This window comes from Caulobacter sp. GW822-FHT07D08 (assembly GCF_058798735.1).
On record NZ_JBXAKU010000001.1, the window covers coordinates 827,307 to 839,736 of the forward strand.

The following is a 12,430-nucleotide window of genomic DNA, read 5'->3' on the forward strand; positions in this document are numbered from 1 at the left end:
GGCTTTCGCCGGGGAAATCGGTTATGGGGTGGGCATGAGCACCGAACTCGAACCCCTCTTCGTCGAGCGCTGCATCGAGGCCCTGCTGTTCGCGGCGGCCGAGCCGCTCAGCGACGTCGACCTGGCCAAGCGCCTGCCGGCGGGAGCCGACATCGCCGCGGGCCTGGCGGGCCTGAGGACGCGCTACCAGGGCCGGGGGATCGAACTGGTCTGCGTGGCCGATCGCTGGCGCTTCCAGACGGCGACCGACCTGTCGTTCCTGATGACGGAAGAGCGCGAGGAGCCGCGCCGCCTGTCCAAGGCCGCCCAGGAGACCCTGGCCATCGTCGCCTATCACCAGCCCGTCACCCGGGCCGAGATCGAGGCCGTGCGCGGGGTGCAGGCCAGCCGGGGCACGCTGGACGTTCTGCTGGAACTGGGTCTGATCCGCATGCGCGGCCGCCGGCGCACGCCGGGCCGGCCGGTGACCTTCGGAACGACGGACGCTTTCCTCGAGCATTACGGCCTGGCCGCGCTGTCGGACCTGCCGGGCGTCGCCGAGATGAAGGCCGCGGGCCTGCTGGAAATGAACCTGCCACCAGGCTTCACCGTGCCCGATCCGCTGGGCCTGCGCACCGATGAGGAGGATCCGCTGGATCTGGACGACGGCGAAACGCCGGAATTCGCCCAGGACTTCCTGGGCGAGCCGGAGAAGGCGGAAAGCTAGAGTATTTTCCGACGAAGTGGATACCGGTTCGTCGTCAGAAAATGCGTCAAAACAAAACGCTAGAGCGTTTCACCGATCCAGTTGGATCGGAGAAATGCTCTAGGCGAGGACGTCGGCGATCTGGCCGGTCTTGTCCTTCTTGTCCGGATCGTTCTGGACCTGCTGTTTGATCATTTCCTTGAGCTTTTGCTCGATCTTGGCCCGATCCTCGGGGCTCATCGCCTTCACCTGCTCCTCGGTGACGCCCAGCTTGGCCAGTATCATGGCTCGCATCTTCTGGGCCGGCGTCATCGCCTGGTACTTCAGGAACTCGTCCTTGGCGGACGTTTCGCCGATGGGCGACGAGGTGCTGGCGGTCATGCCGCTATAGGCGCCGGCGTAGCTGGACGAACCGATGGACGAAATGGACATGACGCGCTCTCGAACTTGAGGGTGCGACACTCTGTGCAAGGCGTGGGCCACGGCCGGGAAGCTAGACTTTACAAATCCTTGGCAGGCAAGGGCGCGCTGAAAGCGTGGCCGGTCGGTCAACTCCGCCGAGCAGAACTTGCCCAGGAGTCGCGCCAGGCCCCGCGACCTCGCGTCTCTCGGGCGAACCATGGTCTCCGGCCCCGCGAGCGCCTATATTCTTCGGCATGTTGTAACGACGCGTCGCAGCGGCTATCTGGCGCTGTCGCAAGGAGTCTCGATTATGGGAAGTCTAGGTCCGATTCACTGGATCATCGTCGCCGTCGTGGTGCTGCTGCTGTTCGGCGGCCGCGGCAAGCTGTCGGGCATCATGGGCGACGCGGCCAAGGGCATTCGCGCGTTCAAGGACGGCCTGAAGGACGACACCAGCAGCGAAGTCGCGGACAACAAGTCCAAGGGCGCCCTGCCGCGCACCGAGCAGGAAGCCGAAGAGCTTCGCAAGTCGTAAGACCCTGAAGCGCGCGGGGAGGGGTTCTTCGCGCGCGTCTGTCCAATTCACGCGGGGAGCCATCGGCTCCGCCGTTCTAAGGCGCGTCCATGCTTCCTGATATCGGCGGCACAGAACTCCTGGTCATCGCCGCCGTCGCTTTGATCGTGGTCGGTCCCAAGGATTTGCCCGCGCTGCTTCGCAAACTGGGCCAGTTCGTGGGTCGGATGCGAGGCATGGCGTCGGAATTCCGCGCCAGCTTCGACGAGATGGCGCGCCAGTCCGAACTGGACGAACTGCGCCGCGAAGTGCAGGCCATGCGTTCGGGCCAGTTCACCACGCCGACGCCGACCGCCGACCCGCACGTCGATCAGGTCTTCGCCGACATCGACGCCTCGCTGTCCAGCGGCGCGACCCAGATGCACCCCTATGCCGGGGCCGAGATCCACAATCCGGCCCTGAGCGCCGACAATTCGGTTCCTGCCCCGGCGGCCCAGATCGTCGAGAAGCCCAAGCGCGCGCCGCGCAAGAAGGCCGTCGCGGTGGCCGAGCCGGCGCCGGTTGAAACCGCGAAAGCTCCGCGCAAGCGCGCCGCCGCGCCCAAGAAGGACATCACGGTCGAGGCCCCCAAGGCCGTCCGCGCGCCGCGTAAGCGCGCGGCCAAGGCCGGCGGCTCCACCGCTTCGGACATCGTCTCGTGAACGACAAGGCCATCGGATACGACCCCCAAGATGCGCATGAGGACGAGATCGAGTCCTCGCGCGCGCCGCTTCTGGATCACCTGATCGAGCTGCGCACCCGCCTGATCGTCTGCGTCGGCGCGATCGCCGTCGCCTTCGGCGTCTGCTTCGCGTTCGTGAAGCCGATCTTCCTGTTCCTGGTCCGCCCCTTCACCGTGGCCGAGGGCCTGAAGGCCGTGCAGGACGCGGGCGGCCACCACGGCTCGTTCGACCTGATCCTGGCCCTGGTCGGCATCAAGCACGTGCCGCCCGCCGCCCTGAAGGACATCACCCTGCAGGCCACCGCGCCGCTGGAGCAGTTCTTCACCAACATCAAGCTGTCGGCGTTCGCGGCCATCGTCGTGGCCTTCCCGATCATCGCCTGGCAGCTCTACCGCTTCGTCGCGCCCGGTCTCTACAAAAAGGAGCGCAACGCGTTCCTGCCGTTCCTGATCGCCTCGCCGGTGCTGTTCCTGATGGGCTCGGCGCTGGTCTACTACGTCATGCTGCCGTTCGTGCTGTGGTTCTCGCTGAGCCAGCAGATCGTCGGCGACGGCGTGAAGGTCGTCCTGCAGACGCGGGTCTCGGAATACCTGACCCTGGTCACGACCTTGCTCCTGGCCTTCGGCCTCAGCTTCCAGCTTCCCGTGGTGCTGTCGCTGGGCGGCCTGGCGGGTCTGGTCACGTCGGATATGCTGCGGACGGGCCGTCGCTACGCCATCGTCGCCGTCTTCGTGGTCGCCGCCATCGTCACCCCGCCGGACCCGATCAGCCAGATCACCCTCGCGGTGCCGCTGTGCCTGCTCTACGAGATCTCGATCTGGTGCGTGTGGCTGATCGAACGTCGCCGCAAGCGGGAAGACGACGAGGAAGCCGGCAAGGATATAGTTTCGGTCTAAGATATTCTCCTTCCCCCTTAATGGGGGAAGGCCGGGATGGGGGTGAATGCTGCGCTGGATGCAGCGCCCGGCGTCAACCGCCCCATTCACCCCACCCCTACCCCTCCCCATCAAGGGGAGGGGATTTTCAAAATAAAAAGGGCCCCGCGACTGAGCCGCGGAGCCCTTCTTTTCAGCTCAGATAAGCGAGCGAAACTTGAACCCTTAGGCGGCGGCGCCGACGCGGGCTTGCAGTTGGGCCTTGGCGGCGCGGACGGTGTCGGCCACGCACGACGAGTAGCTCACGACGCTGAAGTTCGGGCCCTGAACCTTGCAGACCGTCTGGGCGGCCGTGCGGATCTCGGCGTGGATCTGGTCCTGGGTCTTGCCCTTCAGCGAGATGCGGACGACCGAGACGGTCTCGACGGCGGCCGGCTTGCCGGTGTCGCGCGCGCGCATGATCGAGGCCAGCTGGCGGTGAGCGTTCATCAGGGCGTTGTCGACGCAGGTCGCATCGCCGGCGCCGCAGACCGAAGCGGCGGCGGTCTTGATCTCGTTTTCGATCTGGACCGAATTCTTGCCGGCCAGCGACACGCGGACTTCGGTGACGGTCTTGGCGCCGGCCGGAGCGGCGAGGGCGGCGGCGATGGCGAGGGCGGCGAAAGCGGCGAACGTCTTCATGATTTCAAATTCCTAGGAATGATCGGGCGGCCGGGGAGGGCCGAAAAAGCACGCGTACTGAATTGGCGCGGCTTGTCGGCGATCTGGATTAAGTCCGTGTGACAAAGTCCGGCTAATTTCCGTTAGCGGTTGGATTTTTCGTGCCTAGGTACCGGTATCGTGCGCGAGAACCGGCTTTTCGACCTTCCTCAGAAGGGGCGTATGTTTCTCGGATCCGGGTTTTCGCGCAATGCGGGGTTGTCCTGGCCGCCCTGGCCCGGGATCACGAAGCCGTGGACAGGACGCCCGCCCGTCCGGAAAGCTTGGCGCCCCCGCCGACGCGCCTTAGAGAGGGCGTTTCTCCATCGCCCATCTCCCGAGCTTGCGTCCGATGCACGACATCAAGGCCATCCGCGAAAACCCCGAAGCCTTCGAAGCCGCATGGTCGGCCAAGGGGCGGTCGGGCGAGGCCGCGCAGGCGGTCAAGCTGGACGCCCAACTGCGCGCGGCCCAGACGGCGCTGCAAGAGGCCCAGGCCAAGCGCAATGAGAGCTCCAAGCTGATCGGCATGGCCAAGGCCAAGAAGGACGAGGCCGAGGCCGCGCGCCTGATGGCCGAGGTGGAGGCGCTGAAGGGCGTCATGGCCGCCGCGTCCGAAGAAGAGGCCCTGGTCGGCGGCAAGCTCAAGGACCTGCTGGCCAGCCTGCCCAATATCCCGGCCGCCGAGGTGCCCGCGGGCGAGGACGAGCACGGCAATGTCGAGGCGCGCCGCTGGGGCGACGCCGCCAAGCTGCCGGCCGGCCGCCTGAACGCGCCCAAGGACCACGTCGACCTGGGCGCGGCCCTGGGCGGCATGGACTTCGAAGCCGCCGCCCGCATGAGCGGCGCGCGCTTCGTGGTCCTGAAGAAAGAGATCGCCCGCCTGGAGCGCGCCATCGGCCAGTTCATGCTGGACCTGCAGACGGTCGAGCATGGCTACACCGAGATCAGCCCGCCGTTGCTAGTGCGCGGACATGCGATGTTTGGTACGGGGCAACTTCCAAAATTTGAAGAAGATCTTTTTGAAGTTCTAACTGAGTTTAGAAAACTAGATGTAGAATTTCGAGCTAAGCAAAATAGCTTCGATGCTAGAGATGAGCGAGATGTAGTTTTTAAGAGGGTTTTCGAATCTCTAGACACTGCGATGCACTCTGCAATTGCGTCGGGTGTTGATGTTTCCTGGGTTTCTGGAACCTTCCAGAAAATATCGAACGAATTCCGTGCTTCTAGCGCCATTTCTTCGGAGGATGCCGAAGAATTCAGAATCTATGCCCAAAAATTCAATGACATGGCGTCTCGCGGAGAGGGTAAGACGTTCCTCATCCCCACCGCCGAAGTCTCCCTAACCAATATCGTCCGCGAGCAGATCCTGGCCGAGGAAGAGCTGCCGATGCGCCTGACGGCCCTGACGCCGTCGTTCCGCGCCGAGGCCGGGTCGGCCGGCCGCGACACGCGCGGCATGATCCGCCAGCACCAGTTCTACAAGGTCGAGCTCGTTTCGATCACCACGCCCGACCAGTCCGAGGCCGAACACCAGCGCATGGTCGAGTGCGCGGAAGCCGTGCTGAAGAAGCTGGAGCTGCCGTTCCGCACCATGCTGCTGTGCACCGGCGACATGGGTTTCGGCGCCAGGAAGACCTACGACCTGGAAGTCTGGCTGCCGTCGCAGAACATGTATCGCGAGATCAGCTCGTGCTCGAACTGCGGCGACTTCCAGGCCCGCCGCATGGAGGCCCGCTATCGCAAGACCGGCGAGAAGGGCGGTCACTTCGTCCACACCCTGAACGGCTCGGGCCTGGCCGTCGGCCGCACCCTGGTGGCCGTTCTGGAGAACTACCAGGACGAGGCCGGCCGCATCCACATCCCGGCGGCGCTGCAACCCTATATGGGCGGGTTGACCCACATCGGAGGCGCGGCGTGAGGAGCGCTTCAAACACGTCCTTCCCCCTTGATGGGGGAAGGGTAGGGATGGGGGTGTCTCGGCGTCTCAGCGTGGTTGGGGCTGGCCTGTTGTCGTCGTTGATCGACCACGGCCGCATCACCCCCACCCAACCCTCCCCCATCGAGGGGGAGGGCTAGATCATGCGCATCCTCCTCACCAACGACGACGGCATCAACGCGCCGGGCCTTGTGAGCCTGGAGAGGATCGCCCGCGCCCTGACCGACGACGTCTGGATCTGCGCGCCGGAATACGAGCAGTCGGGCGCCAGCCGGGCTCTGACTCTCTCGGACCCGATCCGCGTCCGCAAGCTCGATGATCGCCGCTTCGCCGTCGAGGGCACGCCGACCGACTGCGTGATGATGGCCGTGCAGCAGCTGATCGACGGTCCCGCGCCGGATCTGGTGCTGTCGGGCGTCAACCGCGGCCAGAACCTGGCCGAGGACGTCACCCTGTCGGGCACGGTGGCGGGCGCGATCGAGGGCATGGCCCACGGCATCCGCTCGATCGCCCTGTCGCAGACCATGAACTTCTTTCACGACGAGGTCGTCGCCCACTGGGAGACGGCCGAGCACTTCGGCCCGGGCGTCGTCCAGCGCCTGCTGGAGGTGGGCTGGCCGGACGACGTGATCATGAACGTCAACTTCCCGGCCGTGACGCCGGACGAAGTGACCGAGGTCGAAGTCACCCGCCAGGGCTTCCGCGACGGCCTGCTGCGCAACATGGAAAAGCGCACCGACCTGCGCGGTCGCGACTATTACTGGATGGGCTTCTCGGCCAAGGCGTCGGAGCCCGTCGACGGCACCGACCTGAAGGCGATCTATTCGGGCCGCATTTCGGTCACGCCGCTGCACATCGACCTGACGCACAACGAGACCGTCCACAAGCTGAAGGGCGTGCTGGGCGGCGCTCCGCCAAAGCTGAAGGCGGCTCCATGAGCGGAGGGACGTCCAAGGCCGCCGAGAACGCCAAGGCCGACCTGCCGCGCCTGATGCAGGCCCTGCGCGACCAGGGGGTCACCGATCCACAGGTGCTGAAGGCCATCGAGACCACGCCGCGCGACCTGTTCACGCCGGACCTGTTCAAGGACCGCTCGTGGGAGGATTCGGCCCTGCCGATCGCCTGCGGCCAGACGATCAGCCAGCCCTATATCGTCGGTCTGATGACCCAGGCCCTGACGATCGAGCCGCGATGCCGGGTGCTGGAGATCGGCACGGGCTCGGGCTACCAGACCACGATCCTCAGCAAGGTCTCGCGCCTCGTCTATACGATCGAGCGCTATCGCACCCTGATGAAGGAGGCGGAAGGTCGCTTCCACAAGCTGGGCCTGACCAACGTCATCACCAAGTTCGGCGATGGCGGCGAGGGGTGGGCCGAACAGGCGCCGTTCGACCGCATTATGGTCACGGCGGCGGCCGAAGATGATCCGAAGCGGCTGCTTTCGCAGCTGAAGCCCAACGGCGTGCTGGTCGCGCCGGTGGGGAAGGGGCCAGTTCAAAGCCTTCGCCGCTATGCCGGCGACGGCAAGGGGGGCTTCCGGGTCGAGATTCTCTGCGACGTGCGTTTCGTGCCCCTGCTGGCCGGCGTCGCGAAGGATCAGTGAAGGTTGGGGGACGCGGCGTTTCGCGGCCTCTGGTGTTAAAGGTTGATTTACCCTGGCGGCGCCCTTTGGTGGCTCCGGCGGGAAAGGAGAGGCTATGAGGCAGTTGTGGACGCGCGCGGCGGTGATCGCCCTGACGGCTGGAACGCTCGGCGCCCATGCGGAGGACGCGCGGGCCGCGGGCCAGCGCTTCACGCCGAACTTCCCGATCACCCAGCCCCCCGCCGCCCAGCCGGCTGCGCCCACGTCTGAGGCCGTCTCGACCGCGCCCAGCGAGGCCGAGACCCTGCCGCGTCCGACGCCGATCTCGACCCCGGCCGCGCCGTCGGTCACCCAGTCCGAGCTGCCGCCCCCCGCGCGCGCCATGACCTCCGCGCCCGCGCCGCAACTGCGCGCCGCCCCGCCCAGGACCGTGGTCACCACCACCGTCACCGGTCCCGTGGTCAATGTTCCCGGCAAGCCGCAAGTGCGCGTCGTCCAATCCGGCGACGCCCTGGACGCCATCGCCCGCGGCTTCGGCGCGACCCGCGCCGAGCTGGTCGAACTGAACGATCTGAAGGCCCCGTACCGCCTGAAGCTGGGCCAGAAGATCAAGGGCCCGGCCAAGGACGACCAGAAGGCTTACGTAGTCCAGACCGGCGACACGATCTTCGCCATCGCCAAGCGCTTCAGCGTCACCGCCGCGGCCCTGGCCGACGAGAACGACCTGAAGGCCTCCTCGGCGATCAAGAAGGGCCAGAAGCTGGTCCTTCCGGACGGCTACAAGGACAAGGGGCCGATCAAGACGACCACGGTGCTGGCCGGCGCGCCCGCCGCGCAACCGGCCGTCGCCGAGGCCCAGCCGAGCCGCCCCGCGCCGAGCCGGCCGACGGCCTCGCGTCCGACCTACACGCCGCCCGCCGTGAGCGAGCCGGACACCACCCCCGCCACGACCTCGACGACGACGCTCAGCGTCACCGGCTCGGTCACGACCGTCGCCGGTCCGCGCCAGATCCACACGGTGAAATCGGGCGACACCCTGACCGCCATCGCCCGCAAGTTCGACATCAGCGTCAGCGACCTGGCCGACGACAACAAGCTGAAGGCCGACAAGCCGCTGAAGCTGGGCGCCAAGATCAAGGGGCCGGCGACCACACAGAAGGCCTATGTCGCCGTGAGCGGCGATACGCTGGCGGGCATCGCCAAGCGCTTCAATGTCAGCGTCAAGGGACTGGCCGCCGAGAACAACCTGCGCTCCACGGCCTCGGTGAAGAAGGGCCAGAAGATCCTGCTGCCCGACGGCTACAAGGACAAGGGCCCGATCCGGACCACGACCACCACGGTGGTGAAGCGTCCCGAGCCGACACGGGCGCCTTCGCCGTCGACGCCCTCGAACACCTACGCCCGCGTCGACAGCTCCGCGCCCACGGCCCCCGCGCCATCGACGCCCTCCAACCCGCAGCCCTATCAGCCCAGCGGCAACAGCTATTCGCGCCCCAGCGCGCCGGTCGCCGCCCAGCCGGTCAGCCCGACGCCGTCCGCGCGTCCGATCATCGAGAGCAGCGCCGCCCCGACCGAGGCCGAGATCATCGCCTCGGGCAAGGGCAAGTTCGCCTGGCCGGTGCGGGGCGAGATCATCTCGACCTTCGGCGTCAAGGGCACGGGCCAGCGCAATGACGGCCTGGACATCCGCGCCGCGCAAGGCACGCCGGTGCTGTCCGCCGCTGACGGCGAAGTGGCCTATGCCGGCAATCAGGTCCCGACCTTCGGCAATCTGGTGCTGGTCAAGCACGCCGACGGCTGGGTCACGGCCTACGCCCACCTTTCCAGCATCAACGTCAAGATGCGCCAGCAGGTGCGGCAGGGCGAGCAACTGGGCGCGGTCGGCGCCACGGGCGGCACCAACGAGTCCAAGCTGCACTTCGAGATGCGCTACGCGCCCACGGTCAAGGACAAGGCCAAGCCGGTAGACCCGGCCCTGGTGCTGCCGCGCTAAGACGACGCCTTCACTGAACCCTGGCACGGCCCGCTTCGAAAGAGGCGGGCCGTTCTGCTGTTCAGCTGGGCAGCCTGACGCCCAGTTCGCCGGCCAGATCCCGCACGAACTGCCAGGCCACGCGGCCCGAGCGGGCCCCGCGCATCTGCGACCACTGCAGGGCGCGGCGGTCGAGATCGGGTGCGGTCAGGCCGAACTGCTCGGCATAGCCGCGGATGGCGGCCAGATAGGTGTCCTGGTCCATCGGCGGGAAGCCGATCCACAGGCCGAAGCGGTCGGAGACGCTCATCTCTTCTTCGGCGTTCTCGGCGGCGGCGATGGCGCCCTGGCTTTCGACGTGGTCGCGCGGCATCAGGTGGCGACGGTTGGAGGTGGCCACGAACAGCACGTTCTCGGGCGGGCCCGACACGCCGCCCTCCAGCGCCGACTTCAGCGCCTTGGCCGCGGCGGCCCCGTCCTCGAACGAAAGATCGTCGCACAGCACCACGAACCGCTCCGTACGTGCGCGGAGTTGATCGAACAGCGGCGGCAGGGCCGCGACCTCGTCACGATCGACCTCGATCAGTTTCAGGGCCGGGAATTCGTCGGCCAGGCTGACGAAGGCGGCCTTGGTCACCGAGCTCTTGCCGGTGCCGCGCACGCCCCACAGCAGCACGTGGTTGCAGGGCACGCCGAGCGCGAAGCGGCGCAGGTTGTCGACGAAACGGCCTTTCTGGCGGTCGATTCCCACCAGCAGGTCCAGCGACAGCGGATAGTCGGCCGCCGGGACGAAGGCGCCGTCCTTGGGCTCGTGCCGGAACAGGCGCGCGGACGAAAAGTCCGGCGCGGGCGGCGCGGGCGGCGCCAGGCGTTCCAGGGCTTCGGCGATGCGGGCGAGCAGGGGCGTAAGTGAGGGACTGGGCGCGTCGGTCATGGGCACGCTGCATACCGGGTGCGCTTGGATTGCAAAAGGGGAGGCGAACGCATAGCTTCCGCCGACTTGGCGCGACCCTATGAGCTTGTCTCTCTTTGGCTGGCGCGCCGCATCGGTTTTGTTGGAGACGTCATGTCCGGTCTGAACGCTCAATTCCTGCAGCTCGCGCCCATCCTTCTGATGGTCGTGCTGTTCTACTTCATGCTGATCCGTCCGCAGCAGAAGCGCGCCAAGGAGCATCAGGCGATGCTCACCAACCTGAAGCGCAACGACACGGTCGTCCTGTCCAGCGGCATGATCGGCAAGGTCGTCCGCGTCGAGGACAAGGAAGTCGGCGTCGAGATCGCCACCGGCGTGACCGTGAAGGTCATCAAGGGCATGATCACGGAAGTCCGCGCCAAGGGCGAGCCGGCCCCGGCCAACGACGCCAAGAACTAAGGCGATACCGAATCCGTCTCGAGGCGTCCGTCGCGGCGTCGCCTGAAAGTCACTGATCCATGCTGACCCTCTCCCGCTGGAAGATCATCGCCGTCACCCTGTCGGTGATCTTCGGCATCCTGTTCTCCCTGCCCAACGTCCTCCCTCAGAAGACGTTGGACGCCATGCCCGGCTGGCTGCCGCACCAGAAGCTGAATCTCGGCCTCGACCTGCAAGGCGGCTCGTATCTGCTCTATGAGGTCGACACCGACGCCCTGCACCGCGAGCGTCTGTCCGACCTGATGGAAGACACCCGCACTCAGCTGCGGAACGAGCAGATCCCGTTCGGCGAACTGGCTCAGCAGGGCGAGGTGATCAGCGTCCGCATCGGCGACGCCTCGCGCTACGAAGCGGCCCTGAATCTGCTGCGCAAGAATCTCGGCGCGCCTCTGGCCGGCGTGATCGGCGGCAAGGACGTCAGCGTCCAGGGCAAGGGCGACAACCGCATCGAAGTCACCTTCGTGCCGGAAGCCCAGCGCGCCGACGCCGCCAAGGCCGTCGACCAGTCGATCGAGACCATCCGTCGCCGTATCGACAGCCTGGGCACCAAGGAGCCCTCGATCAACCGCCAGGGCACCAACCGGATCATGATCCAGGCGGCCGGCGAGAGCGATCCCGAGAAGCTCAAGAGCGTCATCGGCAAGACCGCCAAGCTGACCTTCCAGATGGTCGACGAGACGGTGACGCCCGAAGACATCCAGGCCGGCCGCATCCCCCCCGGCTCGGAACTGCTGCAGAGCGAAGACCAGTACGCGCCGTATTACGTGGTCAAGAAGCGCGCCGTCGTTTCGGGCGACGAACTGACCAATGCTTCGCAAACCTTCGACCAGAATGGCCGGCCGGCCGTCGGCTTCGCGTTCAACGGTTCCGGCGCCAGGAAGTTCGGCGACATCACCCTGCGCAACCCCGGCAAGCGGTTCGCGATCGTCCTGGACAAGAAGGTGATCTCTGCCCCGGTGATCAACGATCCGATCACCAGCGGCAGCGGCATCATCACCGGCAGCTTCACCGTCGAAAGCGCCAACGAACTATCGCTGCTGCTGCGCTCGGGCGCCTTGCCGGCCCCGCTGAACGTGGAAGACCAGCGCACCGTGACCGCCGAGCTCGGCGCCGACGCCGTCAAGGCCGGCGCGATCTCGCTGGCCATCGGCGCCCTGTCGATGTTCGTGTTCGTGATCCTGGCCTATGGCCTGTTCGGCGGCTTCGCGGCCATCGCCCTGGTGGTCAACGTGCTGCTGATCGTCGGCATCATGTCGATGACCCAGGCGACCCTGACCTTCCCGGGCATCGCCGGCCTGATCCTGACCCTGGCCGTCGCCGTCGACGCCAACGTGCTGATCTACGAGCGCATGCGCGACGAGGCCAACGCCGGGCGCACGCCCATGGCCGCGGCCGACCACGGCTACAAGCTGGCCCTGACCTCGATCCTGGACGCCAACATCACCAGCCTGATCTCGGGCCTGATCATGTTCAGCTTCGGCTCGGGCCCGGTGAAGGGCTTCGCCTGGACTCTGGTGATCGGCGTGTTCACGTCGCTGTTCACCGCCATCTTCATCACCCAAGTGCTCATCGGCTGGTGGTTCAAGACCACCAAGCCGAAGAAGCTGCCGATCGCATAGGAGAACCGAC

The 12,430-nt window shown here is 66.5% G+C and carries 13 protein-coding genes; 10 read left to right on the forward strand and 3 right to left on the reverse strand.

Annotated elements, in window-relative coordinates; all coding sequences use genetic code 11:
- The first annotated feature begins 34 nt into the window (after nt 1-34).
- The gene (gene scpB, locus AC1RJ9_RS03740) at nt 35-706 is read left to right on the forward strand and encodes an SMC-Scp complex subunit ScpB (protein WP_492834579.1); all 672 of its coding nucleotides are present in this window, start codon (nt 35-37) and stop codon (nt 704-706) included.
- A gap of 99 nt (nt 707-805) precedes the next feature.
- On the opposite strand, the gene AC1RJ9_RS03745 is transcribed toward scpB, so the two are convergent.
- Nucleotides 806-1,117 carry a hypothetical protein gene (locus tag AC1RJ9_RS03745; RefSeq protein ID WP_492834577.1) on the reverse strand — a complete coding sequence of 104 codons (312 nt, stop codon included), beginning with the start codon at nt 1,115-1,117 and terminating at the stop codon, nt 806-808.
- A 280-nt stretch (nt 1,118-1,397) separates the two neighbouring features.
- Here AC1RJ9_RS03745 and tatA point away from each other — a divergent pair, with 280 nt between their 5' ends.
- From tatA to tatC, 3 genes are all read left to right on the forward strand, one after another.
- A complete protein-coding gene (gene tatA, locus AC1RJ9_RS03750) occupies nt 1,398-1,622 on the forward strand; it encodes a twin-arginine translocase TatA/TatE family subunit (RefSeq protein WP_099579690.1) in 225 nt (74 codons plus the stop codon).
- An 89-nt stretch (nt 1,623-1,711) separates the two neighbouring features.
- Nucleotides 1,712-2,302 (forward strand): Sec-independent protein translocase protein TatB, encoded by a 591-nt coding sequence (gene tatB, locus AC1RJ9_RS03755; protein WP_492834575.1) that lies wholly within the window; start codon nt 1,712-1,714, stop codon nt 2,300-2,302.
- Nucleotides 2,299-3,219 (forward strand): twin-arginine translocase subunit TatC, encoded by a 921-nt coding sequence (tatC, locus tag AC1RJ9_RS03760; protein ID WP_492834573.1) that lies wholly within the window; start codon nt 2,299-2,301, stop codon nt 3,217-3,219. Before tatB ends, tatC begins: the two co-directional genes overlap by 4 nt.
- Nucleotides 3,220-3,423: 204 nt before the next feature.
- Here the strand turns inward: tatC and AC1RJ9_RS03765 are convergent, their stop codons facing one another.
- Entirely contained in the window at nt 3,424-3,879 is a 456-nt protein-coding gene (locus tag AC1RJ9_RS03765; RefSeq protein WP_492834571.1) for a UrcA family protein, read from the reverse strand.
- Nucleotides 3,880-4,249: 370 nt separating this feature from the next.
- Between AC1RJ9_RS03765 and serS the strand changes: the two genes are divergently transcribed.
- The 4 genes from serS to dipM all read left to right on the forward strand — a co-directional run bounded on the left by serS (nt 4,250) and on the right by dipM (nt 9,411).
- Nucleotides 4,250-5,818, forward strand: coding sequence for a serine--tRNA ligase (gene serS / locus AC1RJ9_RS03770; RefSeq protein WP_492834569.1), 1,569 nt, complete (start codon nt 4,250-4,252; stop codon nt 5,816-5,818).
- Between the two features lie 161 nt (nt 5,819-5,979).
- Nucleotides 5,980-6,774 carry a 5'/3'-nucleotidase SurE gene (gene surE / locus AC1RJ9_RS03775; RefSeq protein ID WP_492834567.1) on the forward strand — a complete coding sequence of 265 codons (795 nt, stop codon included), beginning with the start codon at nt 5,980-5,982 and terminating at the stop codon, nt 6,772-6,774.
- Complete coding sequence (locus AC1RJ9_RS03780; protein ID WP_395443123.1) at nt 6,771-7,439, forward strand: protein-L-isoaspartate(D-aspartate) O-methyltransferase; 669 nt, start codon at nt 6,771-6,773, stop codon at nt 7,437-7,439. Before surE ends, AC1RJ9_RS03780 begins: the two co-directional genes overlap by 4 nt.
- Nucleotides 7,440-7,533: 94 nt before the next feature.
- A complete protein-coding gene (gene dipM, locus AC1RJ9_RS03785) occupies nt 7,534-9,411 on the forward strand; it encodes a cell division endopeptidase DipM (protein WP_492834565.1) in 1,878 nt (625 codons plus the stop codon).
- Between the two features lie 61 nt (nt 9,412-9,472).
- Here dipM and AC1RJ9_RS03790 read toward each other — a convergent pair whose 3' ends face one another.
- On the reverse strand, nt 9,473-10,324 hold the full coding sequence (locus AC1RJ9_RS03790) for an ATP-binding protein (protein ID WP_492834563.1): 852 nt from the start codon (nt 10,322-10,324) through the stop codon (nt 9,473-9,475).
- Between the two features lie 132 nt (nt 10,325-10,456).
- On the opposite strand from AC1RJ9_RS03790, the gene yajC reads away from it, so the two are divergent.
- Nucleotides 10,457-10,762, forward strand: coding sequence for a preprotein translocase subunit YajC (gene yajC, locus AC1RJ9_RS03795; protein ID WP_492834561.1), 306 nt, complete (start codon nt 10,457-10,459; stop codon nt 10,760-10,762).
- Between the two features lie 59 nt (nt 10,763-10,821).
- Nucleotides 10,822-12,420, forward strand: a complete 1,599-nt coding sequence (gene secD / locus AC1RJ9_RS03800) for a protein translocase subunit SecD (protein WP_492834559.1) — start codon at nt 10,822-10,824, stop codon at nt 12,418-12,420.
- Nucleotides 12,421-12,430 lie beyond the last annotated feature (10 nt).

Excerpts from the sequence above, each read along its gene's own strand:
- surE (WP_492834567.1), top strand. The coding sequence starts at position 5,980 with ATGCGCATCCTCCTCACCAACGACGACGGCATCAACGCGCCGGGCCTT.
- dipM (WP_492834565.1), top strand. The coding sequence starts at position 7,534 with ATGAGGCAGTTGTGGACGCGCGCGGCGGTGATCGCCCTGACGGCTGGA.
- tatA (WP_099579690.1), top strand. The coding sequence starts at position 1,398 with ATGGGAAGTCTAGGTCCGATTCACTGGATCATCGTCGCCGTCGTGGTG.
- secD (WP_492834559.1), top strand. The coding sequence starts at position 10,822 with ATGCTGACCCTCTCCCGCTGGAAGATCATCGCCGTCACCCTGTCGGTG.
- AC1RJ9_RS03745 (WP_492834577.1), bottom strand. The coding sequence starts at position 1,117 with ATGTCCATTTCGTCCATCGGTTCGTCCAGCTACGCCGGCGCCTATAGC.
- yajC (WP_492834561.1), top strand. The coding sequence starts at position 10,457 with ATGTCCGGTCTGAACGCTCAATTCCTGCAGCTCGCGCCCATCCTTCTG.
- tatB (WP_492834575.1), top strand. The coding sequence starts at position 1,712 with ATGCTTCCTGATATCGGCGGCACAGAACTCCTGGTCATCGCCGCCGTC.
- AC1RJ9_RS03790 (WP_492834563.1), bottom strand. The coding sequence starts at position 10,324 with ATGACCGACGCGCCCAGTCCCTCACTTACGCCCCTGCTCGCCCGCATC.
- scpB (WP_492834579.1), top strand. The coding sequence starts at position 35 with ATGAGCACCGAACTCGAACCCCTCTTCGTCGAGCGCTGCATCGAGGCC.
- AC1RJ9_RS03765 (WP_492834571.1), bottom strand. The coding sequence starts at position 3,879 with ATGAAGACGTTCGCCGCTTTCGCCGCCCTCGCCATCGCCGCCGCCCTC.
- AC1RJ9_RS03780 (WP_395443123.1), top strand. The coding sequence starts at position 6,771 with ATGAGCGGAGGGACGTCCAAGGCCGCCGAGAACGCCAAGGCCGACCTG.
- serS (WP_492834569.1), top strand. The coding sequence starts at position 4,250 with ATGCACGACATCAAGGCCATCCGCGAAAACCCCGAAGCCTTCGAAGCC.